16 protein-coding genes and 1 pseudogene are annotated in these 18,099 nt (G+C 59.7%); 9 read left to right on the top strand and 8 right to left on the bottom strand.

What is annotated here, in order from left to right:
* Positions 1–8: 8 nt before the first annotated feature.
* The 4 genes and pseudogenes from AC1MEE_RS15195 to AC1MEE_RS15180 all read left to right on the top strand — a co-directional run.
* A pseudogene (locus tag AC1MEE_RS15195) lies at positions 9–917 on the top strand (MCP four helix bundle domain-containing protein); the annotation flags it as partial.
* On the top strand, positions 909–1,772 hold the full coding sequence (locus tag AC1MEE_RS15190) for a methyl-accepting chemotaxis protein (RefSeq protein WP_480416237.1): 864 nt from the start codon (positions 909–911) through the stop codon (positions 1,770–1,772). The pseudogene AC1MEE_RS15195 and the gene AC1MEE_RS15190, both read left to right, overlap by 9 nt.
* A 223-nt stretch (positions 1,773–1,995) precedes the next feature.
* Positions 1,996–3,240: a D-mannose isomerase gene (locus AC1MEE_RS15185; protein ID WP_480416098.1), complete on the top strand. Its 1,245-nt coding sequence runs from the start codon at positions 1,996–1,998 to the stop codon at positions 3,238–3,240.
* Positions 3,241–3,249: 9 nt separating this feature from the next.
* On the top strand, positions 3,250–3,864 hold the full coding sequence (locus AC1MEE_RS15180; RefSeq protein ID WP_480416097.1) for an LbetaH domain-containing protein: 615 nt from the start codon (positions 3,250–3,252) through the stop codon (positions 3,862–3,864).
* 255 nt (positions 3,865–4,119) lie between these two features.
* Here AC1MEE_RS15180 and AC1MEE_RS15175 read toward each other — a convergent pair whose 3' ends face one another.
* Positions 4,120–5,220 carry an AbrB family transcriptional regulator gene (locus tag AC1MEE_RS15175; protein ID WP_480416096.1) on the bottom strand — a complete coding sequence of 367 codons (1,101 nt, stop codon included), beginning with the start codon at positions 5,218–5,220 and terminating at the stop codon, positions 4,120–4,122.
* A 126-nt stretch (positions 5,221–5,346) separates the two neighbouring features.
* On the opposite strand from AC1MEE_RS15175, the gene AC1MEE_RS15170 reads away from it, so the two are divergent.
* From AC1MEE_RS15170 to AC1MEE_RS15160, 3 genes are all read left to right on the top strand, one after another.
* Positions 5,347–6,249 carry a LysR substrate-binding domain-containing protein gene (locus AC1MEE_RS15170; protein ID WP_480416095.1) on the top strand — a complete coding sequence of 301 codons (903 nt, stop codon included), beginning with the start codon at positions 5,347–5,349 and terminating at the stop codon, positions 6,247–6,249.
* Between the two features lie 109 nt (positions 6,250–6,358).
* Positions 6,359–6,601 (top strand): hypothetical protein, encoded by a 243-nt coding sequence (locus tag AC1MEE_RS15165; protein WP_480416094.1) that lies wholly within the window; start codon positions 6,359–6,361, stop codon positions 6,599–6,601.
* 186 nt (positions 6,602–6,787) lie between these two features.
* Positions 6,788–7,813 carry an IS110 family RNA-guided transposase gene (locus tag AC1MEE_RS15160; RefSeq protein WP_480412500.1) on the top strand — a complete coding sequence of 342 codons (1,026 nt, stop codon included), beginning with the start codon at positions 6,788–6,790 and terminating at the stop codon, positions 7,811–7,813.
* Between the two features lie 413 nt (positions 7,814–8,226).
* Here AC1MEE_RS15160 and AC1MEE_RS15155 read toward each other — a convergent pair whose 3' ends face one another.
* Entirely contained in the window at positions 8,227–8,742 is a 516-nt protein-coding gene (locus AC1MEE_RS15155) for a nucleoside 2-deoxyribosyltransferase (protein WP_480416093.1), read from the bottom strand.
* Positions 8,743–8,854: 112 nt separating this feature from the next.
* Between AC1MEE_RS15155 and AC1MEE_RS15150 the strand changes: the two genes are divergently transcribed.
* Positions 8,855–10,492, top strand: a complete 1,638-nt coding sequence (locus AC1MEE_RS15150) for a VRR-NUC domain-containing protein (protein ID WP_480416092.1) — start codon at positions 8,855–8,857, stop codon at positions 10,490–10,492.
* Between the two features lie 192 nt (positions 10,493–10,684).
* Here AC1MEE_RS15150 and AC1MEE_RS15145 read toward each other — a convergent pair whose 3' ends face one another.
* The 6 genes from AC1MEE_RS15145 to AC1MEE_RS15120 form a co-directional block, all read right to left on the bottom strand.
* On the bottom strand, positions 10,685–11,101 hold the full coding sequence (locus AC1MEE_RS15145; RefSeq protein ID WP_480416091.1) for a cupin domain-containing protein: 417 nt from the start codon (positions 11,099–11,101) through the stop codon (positions 10,685–10,687).
* A 163-nt stretch (positions 11,102–11,264) separates the two neighbouring features.
* Positions 11,265–12,305 carry a lipoyl synthase gene (gene lipA / locus AC1MEE_RS15140; RefSeq protein WP_480416090.1) on the bottom strand — a complete coding sequence of 347 codons (1,041 nt, stop codon included), beginning with the start codon at positions 12,303–12,305 and terminating at the stop codon, positions 11,265–11,267.
* Between the two features lie 20 nt (positions 12,306–12,325).
* On the bottom strand, positions 12,326–13,582 hold the full coding sequence (gene glyA / locus AC1MEE_RS15135; RefSeq protein ID WP_480416089.1) for a serine hydroxymethyltransferase: 1,257 nt from the start codon (positions 13,580–13,582) through the stop codon (positions 12,326–12,328).
* 75 nt (positions 13,583–13,657) lie between these two features.
* On the bottom strand, positions 13,658–14,041 hold the full coding sequence (gcvH, locus tag AC1MEE_RS15130) for a glycine cleavage system protein GcvH (RefSeq protein WP_480416088.1): 384 nt from the start codon (positions 14,039–14,041) through the stop codon (positions 13,658–13,660).
* Positions 14,042–14,356: 315 nt separating this feature from the next.
* Positions 14,357–15,892: a sigma-54-dependent transcriptional regulator gene (locus AC1MEE_RS15125; RefSeq protein ID WP_480416087.1), complete on the bottom strand. Its 1,536-nt coding sequence runs from the start codon at positions 15,890–15,892 to the stop codon at positions 14,357–14,359.
* A 129-nt stretch (positions 15,893–16,021) separates the two neighbouring features.
* Complete coding sequence (locus tag AC1MEE_RS15120; RefSeq protein WP_480416086.1) at positions 16,022–16,936, bottom strand: LysR family transcriptional regulator; 915 nt, start codon at positions 16,934–16,936, stop codon at positions 16,022–16,024.
* Between the two features lie 168 nt (positions 16,937–17,104).
* Between AC1MEE_RS15120 and speB the strand changes: the two genes are divergently transcribed.
* Positions 17,105–18,082, top strand: coding sequence for an agmatinase (gene speB / locus AC1MEE_RS15115; protein ID WP_480416085.1), 978 nt, complete (start codon positions 17,105–17,107; stop codon positions 18,080–18,082).
* Positions 18,083–18,099: the final 17 nt, after the last annotated feature.

Here is an 18,099-nt window from a genome sequence, read left to right as displayed (position 1 = left end):
TTCTAGTGATGAAACCTCCTACAGCTAATGTTGGCATTTCGCTCAAAGTCGCCTCAAGAAGCCTCGGTGTCAGTCGATATCTCCTAATGTCGTACGACGACTTATCTCTTGTGCGTCCTGCCCCCATAAAAAAAGAGCCTACGGTCATGAACCTACGAAATTTGACCATCGCCCGCCGCGCGGGCCTTGGTTTTGCCTTGATTTCCCTGTTGGTCGCTCTGCTAGGCTGGTTCGCGTTGATACAGATGTCGACGATTCGCCAGAGCGAGGTGGCGGTCGAAAGCAAATGGATGCCAAGCATGCGCGTGGTCAACGATATTCGTGAACTGATGCTGCGCATCCGCACCATTTCCCTGCGTATGGCGCTGGACCCGGACCTGAGTCATCTCCACGAGTACCGAAGTCAGATGGACGTGCGGAATCAGGATCTGGCGAAAAAGCTCGAGACCTTCTCCACGTTCGTCAACACCCCTGAAGAGCGGCAGATGAATGATCAGTTCAAGGTGTCGCTGGCGGATTATCAGCGGGGCGTGACGCAGTCCTTCACCCTGGCCGAACAGAATAATCAGGCAGCCTTGATCAAATTGCTGCTGGTCGACATGAAACAGATTGTCGACGGCTCCGGCAAACAGCTCGGCGACATGGGCGACTTCTATGCCAGGCACGTCGATCAGGAAGGGACGAACGCCGAGGTGCAGTACGATCATTCGCGCAATATCGTGCTGGTGTTTGTAATCGTCGCCGCCCTGGGCACCGTCGCATTGGCGCTGTTGCTGACCAAAAGCATCGTCGGGCCTCTGGAAGATGCGGTCAACGCCGCCGAACACGTGGCCAAGGGTGATCTGACCCAGAACATCCGCATCGCCGGCAATGACGAAGTGACGCGCCTGCTGCGAGCACTGGAGCAGATGCAGGGCAATTTGCGCACGACCCTGCGCCAGATCGGCAGCTCGGCAACGCAACTGGCGTCGGCAGCCACCGAACTCAATGCAGTGACAGAAAACAGCAACCGCGGACTGCAGCAGCAAAACGCCGAGATCGAACAGGCGGCCACGGCGGTCAATGAAATGACCTCGGCCGTGGAGGAGGTGGCACGCAACGCGGTGTCGACGTCCGAAGCGTCCACCCAATCCAACAATTCCGCCAGGGCAGGGCAGGCACGCGTGGTCGACACGGTGCAGGCGATCGAGTCCCTGTCGGCGAATGTGCAGACCACCTCGACGCTGGTGCAGAACCTGGCCGATCAGTCCCAGGACATCGGCAAGGTGCTCGACGTGATCCGCTCGATTGCCGATCAGACGAACTTGTTGGCCCTGAACGCCGCCATCGAAGCGGCGCGCGCCGGTGAGTCCGGTCGTGGTTTCGCGGTGGTGGCCGATGAAGTGCGGGCACTGGCTCATCGCACTCAACAGTCGACCCTGGAAATCGACAAAATGGTCTCGGCCATGCGCAGCGGTTCCGCAGAAGCTCTGGAGTCAATGCACACCAGCCGCGACCGTGCCAGTTCAACCCTGCAACTGGCCCAGGGCGCAGGCGAATCGCTGACCGATATCACCGAGTCGATCAACCAGATATCCCAACGCAACATGGTGATCGCCAGTGCCGCCGAAGAACAGGCGCAGGTCGCCCGCGAAGTGGATCGCAACATCGTCAACATTCGTGACCTGTCGATGCAGTCCGCGTCGGGCGCGCAGCAAATCAGCGCGTCCAGCCATGAGCTTTCGCGCCTGGCCGCAGAGTTGAACCAGGTGGTGACGCGGTTTCGCGTTTGAGACGCTGATCCCGTAGGAGCTGCCGAAGGCTGCGATAAGGTCGGAACGACCTTCAGCGATATCAAGAAAACAACCGCTCTGCGGTTGATCGCAGCCTTCGGCAGCTCCTACAGGGATTAATGGTATGTGACGTTGCGTGACATTGCGCCCCTTGCCCCCGGCCAATGTCGGCAAGCATGATCTGGCCTCTAGATCCTGCTCATCGACAGAGGTAAAACAACAAATGGATGAGGTCAATCGCGGTTTCAGCAGTTGGTTACAGGCGCCGGGGCACGCGGCCTGGTTGTCGCTGGAAGGCAATCGGTTGCTGGCTTTCGCCAAGGCGGCGCAACTGCCGCAAGGCTTTGGCAATCTGGATGATCGGGGGCGTCTGCCTGAGCACGCCCGGGCCGAAACCATGAACACCGCGCGCATGACCCACAGCTTTGCCCTGGCGCATATTCGCGGCATCCCCGGCTGCGCTGCGCGGGTCGATCATGGCATTGCGGCGTTGAGCGGCCCATTGCGCGATGCCGAGCACGGTGGCTGGTTCGCGGCACCTTTGGGCGAAGGTGCCGACAGCGGTAAAGCGGCTTACCTGCATGCGTTCGTCGCGCTGGCAGCCAGTTCGGCGGTGGTGGCGGGGCGCCCTGGAGCGACCGAGTTGCTGGCCGACGCAATAGCGGTGCTGGAAACGCATTTCTGGAGCGTTGACGAAGGCGCGTTGCGCGAATCCTTCACCCGCGACTGGAGCGACGAGGAAGCCTATCGCGGCGCCAACAGCAACATGCACGGCACCGAAGCGTTTCTGGCGCTGGCCGATGTCACCGGCGACAGCAAATGGCTGGACCGCGCCCTGAGTATCGTCGAGCGGGTGATTCACACCCACGCGGCCGCCAATGGCTTTCAGGTGGTCGAGCATTTCAGCCTGCAATGGCAGGCGTTACCCGATTACAACCAGGACAACCCGGCAGACGGTTTCCGGCCATTCGGCACTACACCGGGCCACGCGTTTGAGTGGTCGCGCTTGCTGCTGCACCTTGAGGCGGCCCGCCAACGCGCGAAGCTGCCGACGCCATCCTGGCTGCTGGAGGATGCCAAGCATCTGTTCGACGGCGCCTGTCGCCATGGCTGGGACGTCGATGGCGAACCGGGCATCGTCTACACCCTGGACTGGGAAAACCGCCCGGTGGTGCGTCATCGTCTGCACTGGACCCACGCCGAGGCTTGCGCATCGGCCGCAGCGTTGCTGCGACGCACCGGTGAAAAGCAGTATGAAGACTGGTATCGACTCTTTTGGGAGTTCAACGAAACCTTTTTCATCGACCGCGAACACGGCAGCTGGCGCCACGAACTGAACCCACACAACCAGCCCAGCGCCGACATCTGGCCCGGCAAACCGGACCTGTATCACGCGTACCAAGCGACCTTGCTGCCAATGCTGGCCCTGGCGCCAAGCCTGGCCACTGCCCTTGCGCGCTTGGGTTAAGGAGCTCACATGATCAAGATTTCGGATTACATCAGTGCCTTTTCCGGCTCGGTGCTGTCGCGCTGGAGCGATCTGACGCCGTGGGAATTGGTGACCCGCGCCCCGGAAATCGTCCTCGAATTGCTGGCTGAACTGCCGGCTGACGAATACGAGATCCACGGCGACATCGCGGTGCATCGAACCACCATCGTCGAGCAGGGCGCCGTGCTCAAGGGGCCGCTGATTCTCGGGCCGCATGGTTTTGTCGCGGCCGGGGCGTATCTGCGCGGCGGTTGCTGGGTCGATGAACACTGCATTTTCGGGCCAGGTGCCGAGCTGAAGACCTCGTTCATGTTCAGCGGTAGCAAGCTGGCGCATTTCAACTTTGTCGGTGATTCGATCCTCGGCACGGGTGTGAACCTGGAGGCGGGCAGCGTCGTCTGCAACTACCGTAACGAGCGCGACGACAAGGAAATCATTGTGCGCATTGGCACTGAGTTGCAGCGTACGGGGTGCGACAAGTTCGGTGCGCTGCTTGGCGATCGGTCGCGGGTGGGAGGTAATGGCGTGGTGGCGCCGGGTGCGTTGCTGATGCCAGGGTCGATTGTGCGGCGGGGGCAGTTGTACGACGGCGAGATGCAGTAGGCGCCGCCATTCGCAGGCAAGCCTGCTCCTATCAAATAACCTATAAGTCGTTGAAAAATAAATAATAAAAGTTATGAAATTTTCAGCCAAACGCTGATTCCCTGTAGGAGCTGCCGAAGGCTGCGATCGACCGGGAACCGGTCGCTTTCTTGAGACCGCTGAAGGTCGTGCCGACCTTATCGCAGCCTTCGGCAGCTCCTACCGGGCCCCAGTTTGCTGCGCGACAGCGCGGCGTCGAAGACGGGGCGACATCTCCTACAGAGTGCTGCTGACGACCGATGCTTTTTTCTCGGTCAACCGAATGATCTGTCGGGCGAAGAAGCTGCCGGTGACGATCACCGCAAGCATACGCAGGGTCTGCATGGCGAGCACGAAGCCGATGTCCGAGTGAGTGTCGATGGCGATGATCGCCATGGCATCCAGGCCGCCAGGGCTGGTGGCGAGGTAGACCGAGAGGAAGTCCTTGCCCATCAGCTCGGCGATGAGCCAGGCGGACAGCGAACACAATAAGATCAGCAGCAGCGAGCCGCAGATCATTGCCGGCAAGCGTCGCCACACATAGCGGATGGTGGGGCGATCGAAGCGCAGGCCGATGTAGCAACCAATGGCGCCGTAGGCGACGGCCAACATCCAGTGCGGCAGGGTGATTTGCAGCAACCCGCTCAGTTGCAGAACGCCGCCAATCAGCAACGGCAGCAGCAACGCGCCCGCCGGGATCTTCGCGCTCAGCCAGACACCGATTACGATCGCCGCGACGCTCAGAGCAATGTTGAGCGCGTCCGAACCGTGTAACACCACGGCGCTGGCGTGCACCTCGGGGCCGCCGTTTTCCACGCCGAACAGGCGACTGACCAGCGCACCGATCATCACCACGCACACCACGCGCACGTACTGCATGGTCGCCACTACTCGCGAATCCGCACCGTAGTCTTCGGACATGCCCACCATCGCCGAGGCCGCGCCGGGGAGAGTGCCCCATGCGGCGGTACTGCCTTTTATGCCGGCGTAGCGCACCAGCCCAAGCCCGACCGCCGCACTGAGCAGGACGGTCAGCACTGTGGCGAACAGCATGACGTGCCAGGACTGAGCGACGGTGGCCAGCACCGAGATCGTCATGGCGTGCGCCACCAGCATTCCGACGAAGCCCTGACTCAGGCGAAAGGCCTGCTTGTGAATGCGGATCGATGCGCCGGACACGCCAAACAGGATCGCCACCAGCATCGGCCCGAGAAACAGTGCGGCCGGGATTTCCCAGTACGTGAGCCATTGGCCGAAGGTGCCAGCCAGCAGCATCAAACAGCACCATTGGGCGAGCGGGGGCAGGCTGTGCAGCGATAGACCTGAAGCGCGTGACAAAGAATTTCTCCAAAGCATCGGCGTTCCTCGTGGAATGTTTACCAACGCAACGCATGCAGTATCGACAGCCCAATCAATCAAGTCTATTTTCTAATAGTCATGAATCGATAACTTTGGTTGATCAATATGGATCTTCGCGATCTCACTTATTTCGAAACGATTGCCGAGCTCGGGCATCTGGGGCGTGCCGCGCAAAAGCTCAATCGCAGCCAGCCGGCATTGACCAAGAGCATTCAGCGGCTCGAAGAATCCTTCGGCACCAAACTGTTCCAGCGCGAGGGGCGGCGGATCAAGCTGACCCCGGTCGGGGAGTTGCTGCAGGCGCGGGGCAAGCAGCTGCAACAGAGCATCGCCGAGACCCAACGCGAAGTGCGCGACTTTGCCAGCGGGGTCGTGGGCAATATCCGACTGGGTTGTGCGGCGACCATGGCCGAATACCTGTTGCCGGAATTGACCACAGCGCTGCTGCAACGCGCGCCCGATATCACCCTGAAGCTGGTGATCGGTCAGGACGACCTGCTGCGGGAATTGCTCAGGTCTGGGCAACTGGACATGATCATTTGCCCGCTGATCACCAGCGACGAACAATTAATCAGTTACCCGGTGCTGGACGATGAAGCTGTGGTGGTCGCCAGCCACAATCACCCGATCTTCGCGTCACCTTTTCAAATGAGCGACCTGTGCAACTATCGCTGGATCTTGCCGCCGATCAGCGTGTCCTCGCGCCAATGGATGGACGAAGCCTTTCGTTCGAATCAGTTGCCGCTGCCGTCGGTGCAAATTGAAACCAACTCGATTTCGTTGCTGCCCCGGTTGATCGCCCAGACCAGCCTGCTGAGTTTCATTGCCCGGGAGACGCTGGAGTTCGGCGCGGGCATGAAGCACTTGCGCGAGGTGCCGTTGGAGCAAACCACAATGAAACGCACCATCGGCCTGACCCTGCGGATCGGCGGTTACCTGTCGCCTGCGGCGCAGGCGATGGTGCAGATGCTCAGGGACAGTGGCGGGCGTTTCTTCAGTGCAACCTGAGCCGATATCGATTGAGCCCTTCATTTTCGAAGTGCGAGTGAGTTAGCCTGTCATTCAGGCGTGGGCAGGCCACGCGAACCATTTGGATGCTGAACGGGAGATAGATTCGATGAATGTTTACACAGACGCTGCGCTGCTCACTTCTGTGCAATCAACCCCCATTGCGTTTTTCATGGTCGCTGACCACCACTATGGCGGTGATCAGTCGCCTTTGAACGACGCCGACGCCGATGATGACCTCGGCTCGATAGGTGAACTCGACCTTGACGACTTGGGGCTGGAAGAATTCATTGACTCGGACAAGCTCGACTCCACCATCAGTGGTGATGTGGGGTCTTCGTCGTTGAGTTGAGCGACCGAGTCGCCCCATTCGCCAATAAATTCGCTCCCACCGAAGATTGCGTATCCCTGTGGGAGATTCTATGTTTTCAGGCAAGTTGGTTGTGTCGTGACTGGATTCTAATGAAATGGTTACCCCCCGTCCCGCCCGGTGAAACGCCACTAAGCTTTCATCGGGCACCTAACGGAGACCATTGCCATGAATCGTGTAGAAGTCGTGAGTGTTGATCTGGGAAAACAGTGCTTCCACGCTATTGAGTTTGATAGTCGCGAGAAGGAGATTCTTCGCAAGAAGCTCACTCGCGTGACGCTGTTGCCATTCTTTGCCAACCTCGACCCTTGCACCGTGGTGATGGAGGCCTGTGGCGGTGCCCATTTTCTAGCGCGTGAGCTGATCAAACTCGGGCATACGCCCAAGCTGATTGCCGCCAAGCACGTGAAGCCAATGCTCAAAAGCAACAAAAATGACTTTGCCGATGCCGAAGCGATTTACGAAGCACGCAAGCGTCCGAATATTCATTTTGTCTCGCCAAAAACCGAAGTCCGGCAAGCGCAGGGCCTGTTGATTACGGTGCGCGATGCTTTCGTCAGAGACCGCATAGCGACGTCAAATCGGATTCACTGCATCCTTCTGGAGATCGGTATTGCGTTGAGTGCCAGCCACAAATCAATCAGAGAGCTCCCCGTCCTGCTTGATCAAAAGAGCATCCCGCCTGCTTTCAAAGCGCTGCTGTTAGAGCTGCATAGCCACTTCAATTACCTCGAGGTGAAGATCAAGGACATGGACCGGCAAATCAAACGCCAAGCCGCTGAAGATGATCTGGCTCGCCGTTTGATGACAATTCCGGGCGTCGGCCCGATCACCTCCAGCGTCCTGGCCTCGGAGCTGGGCGATGGCGAGCAGTACAAGTGTGGTCGCGACTACTCGGCGTCGATCGGGTTGGTGCCCAAGCAGTACACGACAGGCGGCAAGCCGAGACTTTTGGGGATCAGCAAGCGCGGCGATCCCAACCAGAGAAGGTTGTTAATCCAGTGTGCGCGGGTCTATTTGATCGCTCTGGATCGACAGAAAGGCGCGTTGGCAGACTGGGTCCGCCAACTGCTGAGCCGACACCACAGCAATCATGTGGTCTGCGCCCTGGCCAACAAATTAGGCCGCATTGCCTGGGCAATCGCGGCCAATCACAGCGAATTCGATGCAGGGCCAAGCGCGATGAGCGCCTGACCCTGCTGTCACCCGAGCACCACCCACCTGGTTTTGCGATGCTGGATAACAGATGACGTGAACGGCATACCGGCCTGACGAATACCCTGGGCTCCCACACGGCTGAAAAAGCCGTCATTCTATCAAGGGTCGTCGGGCGCGATTTTCATCGAGGCGCGGGGTGCGATATTCCCCAGACGCCGGATAGATTAAAGCAAGCCAAACACGCATCAAAAACAGTATTGCAGAAAAGGGGGTAACCATAGATGTGGGAGCAGGCTTGCCTGCGAAAGCCTTGGATCAGGCACAATATTTCGCAAGCCATAACGCTCTTCTTTGCCCGACTGGCCTCTTCGCAGGCAAGCCTGCTCCCACAGTTTTTGTGCCCGACACAGATCCTCTGTGGGAGCGAATTCATTCGCGAATACGGTCTATCAGGCGCCGCTGTCTACCGCCAGATACCGCGCCAGCCCCGCCACGCCTTCTTCAGCCGTGGCACTGAACCCCGCCCACGTACACGCCAGCATCAAATTGCGCGGCAGGCCGAAGTCTTCCACGACAAACCCCTGAGCATCGAACCCCTGAGCATCGTGGGCCACCAGTTCGCGCAGCGAGCCGACCGGGTCGAAATAGGCCCACACCGGTTTGCCCAGCGCCACCGCCATCCCGACTTCGAACGCGGTGCCGGAATCCGGCTCCAGGCCGCGAAACACATTCAGGTTGGCGAGTACCGCCGTGCAGCGCCGGAGCATGTCGATATTCATTGAACAGATCAGGCGTGCGGTGGCTTCGGGTGCAAGACCGGGCGTGGCCTCGTTATCGAACGGGTACAGACCCTCCATTGCGTGCGCCGTACACAACGCCTTGAGGTAGCGACCATATTCGATGGCGTCGGGCCTGAAGACATCGAAGCCGGCAAGGTAGATGAGAGGGGTAGGTTTTTCGCTCATGTCGACGTCCTGTGTTTTGCCATGCGTCGATTCTAGCTTGCCTGTGTGAGCGTGCGCTGGTATCTGTACGGATAACCAGTGTCCGATAACGTATTTTCAAGTAAGCCCTCCTGTGAACAGTGCTCCCCTCGACAATCCTTTTTATTACCTAGACAACTTTCAGCATGTACTGGAGTGGATCGTTGAGCGTTATGACGATCTGCTCGACACGTCTGAGCGGCAGTTCATCACCGACTTCATCAGCCTGCCGAAGGCTGCTCAAGGCTTGCTGGTGCGCATGGTCATGCGCAAGGGCACCTTGTTCCGTGAGAGCAAGCTGAGCTATGACGAAATTGGCGCGGTGCAGTCAGCGGTCAGGCCCTTGCTGGAAAAAGGCTGGGTCGATCCCCGGCCAGTCCTGAGCCTGGACGAACTGTTCGCGCTGCTGCGCAAGTCCGAACTACTGACCTGCTTCAAGGCCCATGGGCTAAAAGGCGCTGCAAAGAAAACCGAGATGCTGCTGAGCCTGCAAGAGCATTACCCGGAGCCTCGCTGTATTGATCAGTGGTATGGCGCCTTCGATGAGGCGGTGTATGGCCTGACGGTCATGCCGATCTGCGAGCGGCTGCGGCTGTTGTATTTCGGCAATCTGCATCAGGAATGGTCCGAGTTCGTGCTGGCCGATCTGGGTGTCTATCGCTACGAAAAGGTCGAGTTCTCTCGTGATTCCCGTGGCATCAGCGAGCGCGCGGACATTGATACCTGTTTACAACTGCATGCTTGTCGACAGGCGCTGGAGGTGGGTGAGCCACTGGAGGATCTGGCGCAGCAGGCCGTCGCTATCGAGAGTCGCAACCCTTGGCTGCACATGCGCCGGGCCAGGCTGTTGTTTCAGATCGGCCAGCAGGCCGAACGGGTGCAGGATTGGCCGCTGGCGTTGGCCGTGTATGGTCAAGGCGACTATCCGGGTGCCCGACTGCGACGGATTCGGGTCCTGGAGCGCAGCGCTCAATACCCGCAGGCCATGGCCTTGCTCGAAGCGGCGCAAGCGGCGCCTGAAAATGACGCCGAAGCGCAAAACCTGCTGCGGATCCTGCCGCGCTTGCAACGCAGGTTGGGTTTGCCCTCCGAGCGTCGTCGTAGCGCCGCCGCCTTGAGTCGCCTGGATGTAACGGTGAGCCAAGCGGCGGATTTCAGTGTTGAACAAATGATTCAAATGCATTTGGCCGATGACGCCGGGCCGGTGCATTACGTCGAGAACGCACTGATCAACTCATTGTTCGGCTTGCTGTGTTGGCCGGCGATTTTTGCGCCGCTGCCGGGGGCGTTTTTTCACCCGTTCCACACGGGCCCCAGCGATTTGTACAGCCCGGATTTCTATCAGCGGCGTGTCGGGTTGTTCGACGATTGCCTGAAACAACTGGATTCCGATGCGTACCAGACCACCATCCGCCAGCACTTCAGGATCAAGCACGGGCTGCAATCGCCCTTCGTGTTCTGGGGCAGCCTGTCAGAGGAACTGCTGGAACAAGCGCTGCATTGCTTGCCCGCCGAGCATCTGCGGCATTGGTTTCGACGCCTGCTGCTGGACATCAAGGCCAACCGCAGCGGGATGCCGGACCTGATCCAGTTTTACCCGGCTGAGCAGCGCTATCGCATGATCGAAGTCAAAGGGCCGGGCGACCGTCTACAGGACAACCAACTGCGCTGGCTGGACTTCTGCGCCGAGCATGGGATGCCGGTGGTGGTCTGTTATGTGCAATGGGCATAGGTGTCTGTAGGAGGGCCCGCCCCGTCTTCGACGCCGCGCTGTCGCGCAGCAAACACGGTCCCGCTTCTGCCCGGAGGGCGTAGGAGCTGACTTGTCTGCGATAAGGGCCGAAGGACCTTCCGGCGGCGGTGAATCCACCATTTTTGCCAGCGCTTCGCACTGGATCGCAGACAAGTCAGCTCCTACAGGGCCTCATAACTTCGGCAACGGAGTGAGGACCGGGTCTTTTTCGTCCAGCATCATGTACACCAACAGCTTGGCGGGTTTGGTCGCGCTGGCGTTTTTGGACACGTAGTGTTTCGAGCCAGCCGGTTCATACCAGGTCTGACCAGGCTTATAGGTGATTTCCTCACCGTCGTTGACCCTGGAAGTAATCTCGCCGTCGAGCACATAGGCGACGGTGGTGCCGGCGTGCGAATGCGGGATGGACTCCTGGCCGGGGAGGTAGTCGACGGTCAACACCAGGACCTTTTTGCCCGGTGCATTGAGCGCCGGGTGGTCTTCAAGGATGGTGATTTTTTCGTGAACAGCGTCATGCGCGAACGCGCCGAGGGAAACTGACAGGACCAGGCCAGCAAAGGTCGAAGCGATGAGGTTGAGTGTTTTCATGAGGGTTGTCCTTGTGAGTGTCAGTGCCTGACAAAACTAAGTCAGGCGTTGATCCGATGACACTCCCAATTCCGGGGAAGATCAGGGGGCCAATTCCACGGAGTACACATAATCTGTAGGAGATCCCACCCCGTCTTCGACGCGGGATCTCCTTTCGAGCGGGTCAGGCAGGAGGGTTTAATGTCGGCGTGAGGACCGCCATATCAGCTTTGTGCGCCTGTTGATCGGCATGGTACGACGAACGCACCAGTGGACCCGAAGCGACGTTCCTGAAGCCCATTCTGCTGCCTTCTTCGGCAAACCAGGCAAAGGTGTCCGGGTGGGCGAAACGTTGTACTGGCAGGTGGCTGCGTGAGGGTTGCAGGTACTGGCCGAGGGTGAGCATGTCGATGTCATGCTCACGCATGCGCTGCATGACTTCGAGTACTTCTTTGTCGGTTTCGCCAAGGCCGAGCATCAAGCCGGACTTGGTCGGTACGTGCGGGACCCTCTGTTTGAATTTCTGCAGCGAGTCCAGCGACCATTCGAAATCCGAGCCGGGACGCGCGGCTTTGTACAGGCGCGGTACGGTCTCCAGGTTGTGGTTGAACACATCGGGCGGCTCATTGGCGGTGATCGCCAAGGCGACGTCCATGCGCCCGCGGTAATCCGGCACCAGGGTTTCCAACTGCACCCCGGGTGAGAGCTTGCGAATCTGCCGCAGGCAGTCGACGAAATGTTGAGCGCCACCGTCGCGCAGGTCGTCGCGGTCAACGGAGGTAATCACCACGTATTTCAAACGCAGATCGGCGATAGCCACCGCCAGGTTCATGGGCTCGTCGACGTCCAACGGTTTCGGCCGGCCGTGGCCGACATCGCAGAACGGGCAACGGCGGGTGCAGATGTCGCCCATGATCATGAAGGTCGCAGTGCCAGCGGAAAAGCATTCGCCCAGGTTCGGGCAGGAGGCTTCTTCGCAGACACTGTGCAGCTTGTGCTTGCGCAGCAGTTGCTTGATGCGATCGACTTCCGGGGAGATCGGCAGACGCACGCGAATCCAGTCGGGTTTGCGTGGCAGCTCATCGCTTGGAATGATTTTCACCGGAATCCGCGCGACTTTTTCCGCACCGCGCAACTTGATGCCAGCTTCCATTTTCAACGGGCCTGGTTTCACTGGGTCTTGTTTTACTGGGTCTAAGCCAGCCGACTGCACAAGCGTGTCCATGGGATTTCCTTACGGGCGGATCAGTCGCGGTAGACGGGGAAATCAGCGCACAACGCCGCCGCTTGCGTGGCGACTCGTGCCTCGACATCGGCATCGCCGAGGTGATCGAGGATGTCGCAGATCCAGCCGGTGAGCTCGATGCTCTGAGCTTCCTTGAAACCGCGGCTGGTGATCGCTGGCGTGCCGATCCGCAGGCCAGAGGTCACGAACGGCGATTGCGGGTCGTTGGGTACCGCGTTCTTGTTCACGGTGATACCGGCACGCCCCAGGGCGGCATCGGCTTCTTTGCCGGTCAGGCCCTGGCGGATCAGGCTGACCAGGAACAGGTGATTGTCGGTACCGCCGGAGACCACATCGTAACCACGCTCGATAAAGACCTTGGCCATCGCCTGGGCGTTGCGGATCACTTGTGCCTGATACGCCTTGAACCCAGGCTCCAGTGCTTCCTTGAAACACACGGCCTTGGCGGCGATCACGTGCATCAGCGGGCCGCCCTGACCGCCAGGGAATACTGCCGCCTGGAGTTTTTTCTCCAGATCCGGATTGGCCTTGGCCAGAATCAAACCACCCCGTGGACCGCGCAAGGTTTTGTGCGTGGTGGTGGTGACCACATCGGCGTAGGGCAGCGGGTTCGGGTACAGGCCTGCTGCGACCAGACCGGCAACGTGGGCCATGTCGACAAAGAGGTACGCGCCCACCTTGTCGGCAATGGCACGGAAGCGTGGGAAGTCCAGGGTCTTGGAGTAGGCGGAGAAGCCCGCGATGAGCATTTTGGGTTTGTGCTCGACGGCCAGACGTTCGACTTCGTCGTAATCGATCAGCCCGGTGGCGGTGTCGATACCGTATTGCACGGCGTTATACAGCTTGCCGGAAAAACTGACTTTGGCGCCGTGGGTCAGGTGACCGCCGTGAGCCAGGCTCATGCCCAACACGGTGTCGCCGGCTTGCAGCAGGGCCAGATAGACCGCTGCGTTGGCCTGGCTACCGGAGTGCGGCTGAACGTTGGCGTAGTCGGCGCCGAACAGCTGTTTGGCGCGATCGATGGCCAACTGCTCGACTACATCGACGTGTTCGCAACCGCCGTAATAGCGCTTGCCCGGATAACCTTCAGCGTACTTGTTGGTCAGGCCACTGCCTTGGGCTTCCATCACCCGCTTGCTGGTGTAGTTCTCCGAAGCGATCAGCTCGATGTGATGCTCTTGCCGGGCTTCCTCGGCGTTCATCGCTGCCAGCAGTGAGTCGTCGTAACCTTTGATTTGGTCGTGCTTGCTGAACATGGCGCAATCCTCTGTGGTTTTGTTAGAGACCGCCGCCGTTGATGACGGAGGCGGGGGCATTGGGGAACCTATTGCTCAGGCTTCGGCGCTGTCTGTGGTCAGGCGCTGGTAAGCGGCTTGGTCGAGCAGATTGGCGATTGCGCCCGGGTCGCTGGGACGCAAACGGAAGAACCAGCCGCTGCCAAAAGCGTCTTCGTTGACCTGCTCGGGGGCGTCTTGCAGTGCGGCGTTCACATCGACCACTTCACCCGCCACCGGCATGCTGATGTTGCTGGCGGCTTTTACCGATTCCAGCACGGCAACTTCTTCGCCAGCGCTGTAGGTGCGTAGCTCGGGTAGCTGCACAAACACCACGTCACCCAGCGCCGACTGCGCGTATTCGGTGATGCCAACCGTGACCAGGCCATCACTGTCCAGACGCAACCATTCGTGGTCGGCAGTAAAACGCAATTCGCTCATGTGAACTCCTCAGTGGTCAGACTCATCCGCTGCGGGTGGCGGATGACGATGTTCAGGCTCGTGCGAGCAGCGAGCTGTACTGAGAGAGTTCTTTAGCAAGCCAAGTGCCAGTTATGTTTAATTGTTTTAAATCAATGATTTGTGGTTTTCATGGAGAAGATGCTCGCGTTCTTGTGTAGCGAATTCAATACGGTTTTTTTAGTCAAAGAGGGTTTGACGAGGGCAGGGTGGCGAAGGGGAAGCGCGACGCGGGACTGTCTTGAATTCCATACGCTGTCGCGATTTCGCTACAGCGTATGGGGCATCGCCAAAAGCTCAGGCTTTGCCGGGAATGCCGTACTTACGCAACCGATGGGCGATGGCGCTGTGGGAGGCCTGTAGCCGTGCGGCCAACAAACGGCAGGAGGGGTGACTGCTGTAGAGCTGTTGCAGCAGGTTCTTTTCGAAACCTTCGACGGCCTGTTCCAGGCTGCCAACTTCGCCGTCGTGTTGCCACGCCACCGCCGTACCGGCGATGTCCAGATCGTCGAGACCCACCAGTGGGCTTTCGCACATCGCCGCAGCGCGGAAAATGATGTTCTGCAATTGGCGCACATTGCCTGGCCAGCGGTTGCCGAGCAGCGCGGGGTATGTGCCGGGAGCCAGCCGACAGGTGGGGCGTTGAATCTGGGTACAGGCTTGCTCCAGGAAGTGCCGGGCCAACAACAGGATGTCGTGGCCGCGTTCGCGTAGCGGTGGCACCTCCAGGTTGAGCACATTCAGCCGGTAGAACAGGTCCTCACGAAAGCTGCCTTCGCTGACCATGTTTTCCAGATCGCGGTGAGTGGCGCTGAGGATGCGCACGTTGACCTGCACTTCGCGATCACCGCCGACCCGGCGAAAGCAGCCATCGCTCAAAAAACGCAGGAGCTTGGCTTGCAGGTAAGGCGACATTTCACCGATTTCGTCGAGGAACACCGTGCCGTGGTTGGCCAGTTCGAGCAGGCCGAGTTTGCCGCCGCGTTGGGCGCCAGTGAAGGCACCGGGGGCATAGCCGAACAGTTCACTTTCGGCCAGGCTCTCCGGGAGGGCCGCGCAGTTCAGGGCCAGGAACGGCGCGTCACACCGGGTGCTGATGGCGTGACAGGCACGAGCCACCAGCTCTTTGCCGGTGCCGGTTTCGCCCTGGATCAGCAGCGGTGCGTCGAGCGCGGCCACCCGCTGGGCGCGGGTTTTCAGGGCTTGCACCGGCAGCGAGTCGCCGAGTAACGCATCGAAGCCTTCGGCGTGGTCGTGATGCAGCGCGGCCAGGCGTTCACCGATACGGTTTGGCAAGTACAACGTCAGCAAGCCCCCCGCCAGCGGCTGACTGCTCGGGTCGCCGGCTTCGCTGATCGGCATCGCATCGAGGAGTAAGGTCTGGCCGTTGAGGGTCACTTCACGCATCGGCATGCGATAACCGTGCTCGATCAGTGTGGGTTGCAGGGTTTGATCGTCGAACAGCGCCGTCAGCGGCTCGCCGGTGGGTTCGCGGCCGCACAGGGCAATCAATGCCGGGTTCGCCAGCAGCACGTGGCCGCGGCCATCCACGGCCAATACCGGGTCGGCCATGGCCGCCAGCAAGGCGTCCAGTTGCAGGCGTCGACGTTGGCCGGGGAGGATGTCGACCACGGTTACGGTTTGCACGCCCTGCACCCGCAGAAAGGCATCGCGCAGCTCTTCCAGCACGTCGGCGTCGAGGGTCGGGGCGTCGATGTACACGTTCGGCGGCACCATCTCGACCGCATCCAGATTGAGGCTGCGCCCGCCGAGCAGAGCGAGCACTTCCTGGGTGATGCCGACGCGGTCGATGAAGGTGACGTGGATGCGCATAGAGGGCCTGAAAGAGTGCGAACGGGATCAATGAGGCGAACGAGTATGCCGGGCCTTGTTCGATTGTGGCGAGGGGGTTGTCACTGGGTTGTCGGAGGTTAGTTGCATGAACCGATAACTCGCCGATGCTCAGGCATGAGCCTCGTTTCGTGCAGTGGCCGCCAGGTCTTCGAGGAAGACCCGCAGAATCGGCGGCGGGGCCACGCCACGCCGAGTGATCAGATCGAACGGCGACAGCAGACGCATGCTCACCGGCGCCAGTTGCTGCATTTCGCCGGTTTTGACCCACTGGGCGGCGAAGTGCATGGGCAGAAAGCCGAGATAGGCTCCGGAGATGATGAGAATGGCCAGTGCCTCGATGTTGTCCACGGTGGCCGCGGCTTTGCTGACGCCCAGATGCTCAAGATCGTATTGCTGCATGTAGCCCCGAACGACGATACGGCTCTCGCCGATCTCCTCAAGCAGCTCGGCATTCTCGGCTTTGCAGCCGAATAGCGGATGGCGCCGACCGCAGTAAAGTCCGAGAGGCTCCTGGTAAAGCGATAAATATTCCAGGCCGGGGACGCGGTTTGGAAAGTGCCCGATGGCCAGATGCAGGCGGCTGTCGAGTACGCGTTCTTCCAGCTCGGCGGGGGCGCCGACATACACGCTGAGGTGGACATCGTGGCCTCTGGAAACGAAGCGCTGGGTGGTTTTCGGCAGGGGTGAGTCAGGGTCGGTGATGGTCGAATCGATGATGCCCAGGTTGAGCTTGCCGGTGATGTGCTGCTTGAGCACATCGGCATCCAGGCAGAAGTTGTCCACGGCCGATAGCAGGCGCTGGGTGGACTCGAAAATCGCCACGCCTTGCTCGGTCAGGCGAAAGCCACTGCGGCCACGCTGGCAGAGCTTCACGCCGAGCCGGGTTTCCAGGTGAGTCATCTGTTCGCTGATGGTCGACTGGCCGACATTCAAGGCCGCTTGCGCGGCGGAAAAGCCTCCACATTTGACGATGGCGGCGAAGACCCTGAGCAGTTTCAGGTCCACATCGTGCAGCTGGTTCACCCAAACCTCCTACCTGTCGATGCATCGGAAATGCCGATGTGAGTATCTGATGTTTAGCATTTTTTATATGAAATCCCGCGCTCATAGTCACTCCAACGGCGGTGACTTACCAGCTCCGCCCTCGCTAAAAAACAACCTCTTTAATAATAAAAACGGAGATGCAGCACCATGTCTAAACACGGTTATGAATCCGGTCGCTTGAACCTGCCATTCGTAGGTCACTGCACCTTTGCCAAGTCCCCGATCTGCACCGATTGGGATGCGCTGGATGCAGACGTGGCCATCCTCGGTGCCCCCAACGACATGGGGACTCAGTGGCGCTCTGGCGCTCGCTTTGGCCCGCGCGGAATTCGTGAGGCATCGACCTTGTTCTCCTTCGGTCATGCCGGTGCCTACGACCATGAAGATGACGTGCTCTACCTGACCGCGGATGACGTGCGCATGGTCGATGTGGGCGATGCCGATATCGTCCATACGGACATGAACGCGAGTAACGACAACATCGAATATGCGGTGCGCAAGACTCTCGATGCCGGTGCGATGCCGGTTGTTCTGGGTGGCGACCACTCGGTTCATGCGCCGGTGATCAAGGCGTTCGAGGGCCGTGGACCGATCCATATCGTGCACTTCGATGCCCACCTGGATTTCGTCGATGAGCGCCATGGCGTTCGTTATGGGCATGGCAACCCGCTGCGTCGGGCTTCGGAAATGGAGCACATCGTCGGCATGACGCAGATGGGCATTCGCAACGTATCGTCGTCCAATCGCGATGACTATGAAGCTGCCCACGCCGCCGGTTCGAAAATCCTCTCGGTGCGCGATGTGCGTCGCCTCGGCACCGAGGGCGTGATGGAACTGATCCCGCAAGGCGTCAACTACTACATCACGATCGACATCGACGGCTTCGACCCGTCGATCGCACCTGGTACGGGCACGCCCAGTCATGGCGGCTTCTTGTATTACGAAGTGCTGGAAATCATCCAGGCCCTGGCCAAGCGCAGCAAAGGCAACATCATCGGCATGGATCTGGTCGAGGTTGCGCCCGTCTATGACCCTGCCGGGGTCACCTCGATTCTCGCCGCGCAACTGCTGCTGAACAGCATCGGCTTCATCTACCACGAGCGGGCTAAAGCACGCGCCATGTGACTGAAGAGTCATCCCCG

It is taken from the genome of Pseudomonas sp. ASL3 (genome assembly GCF_056680425.1).
This window is presented reverse-complemented; position numbering and strand designations above follow the sequence as displayed.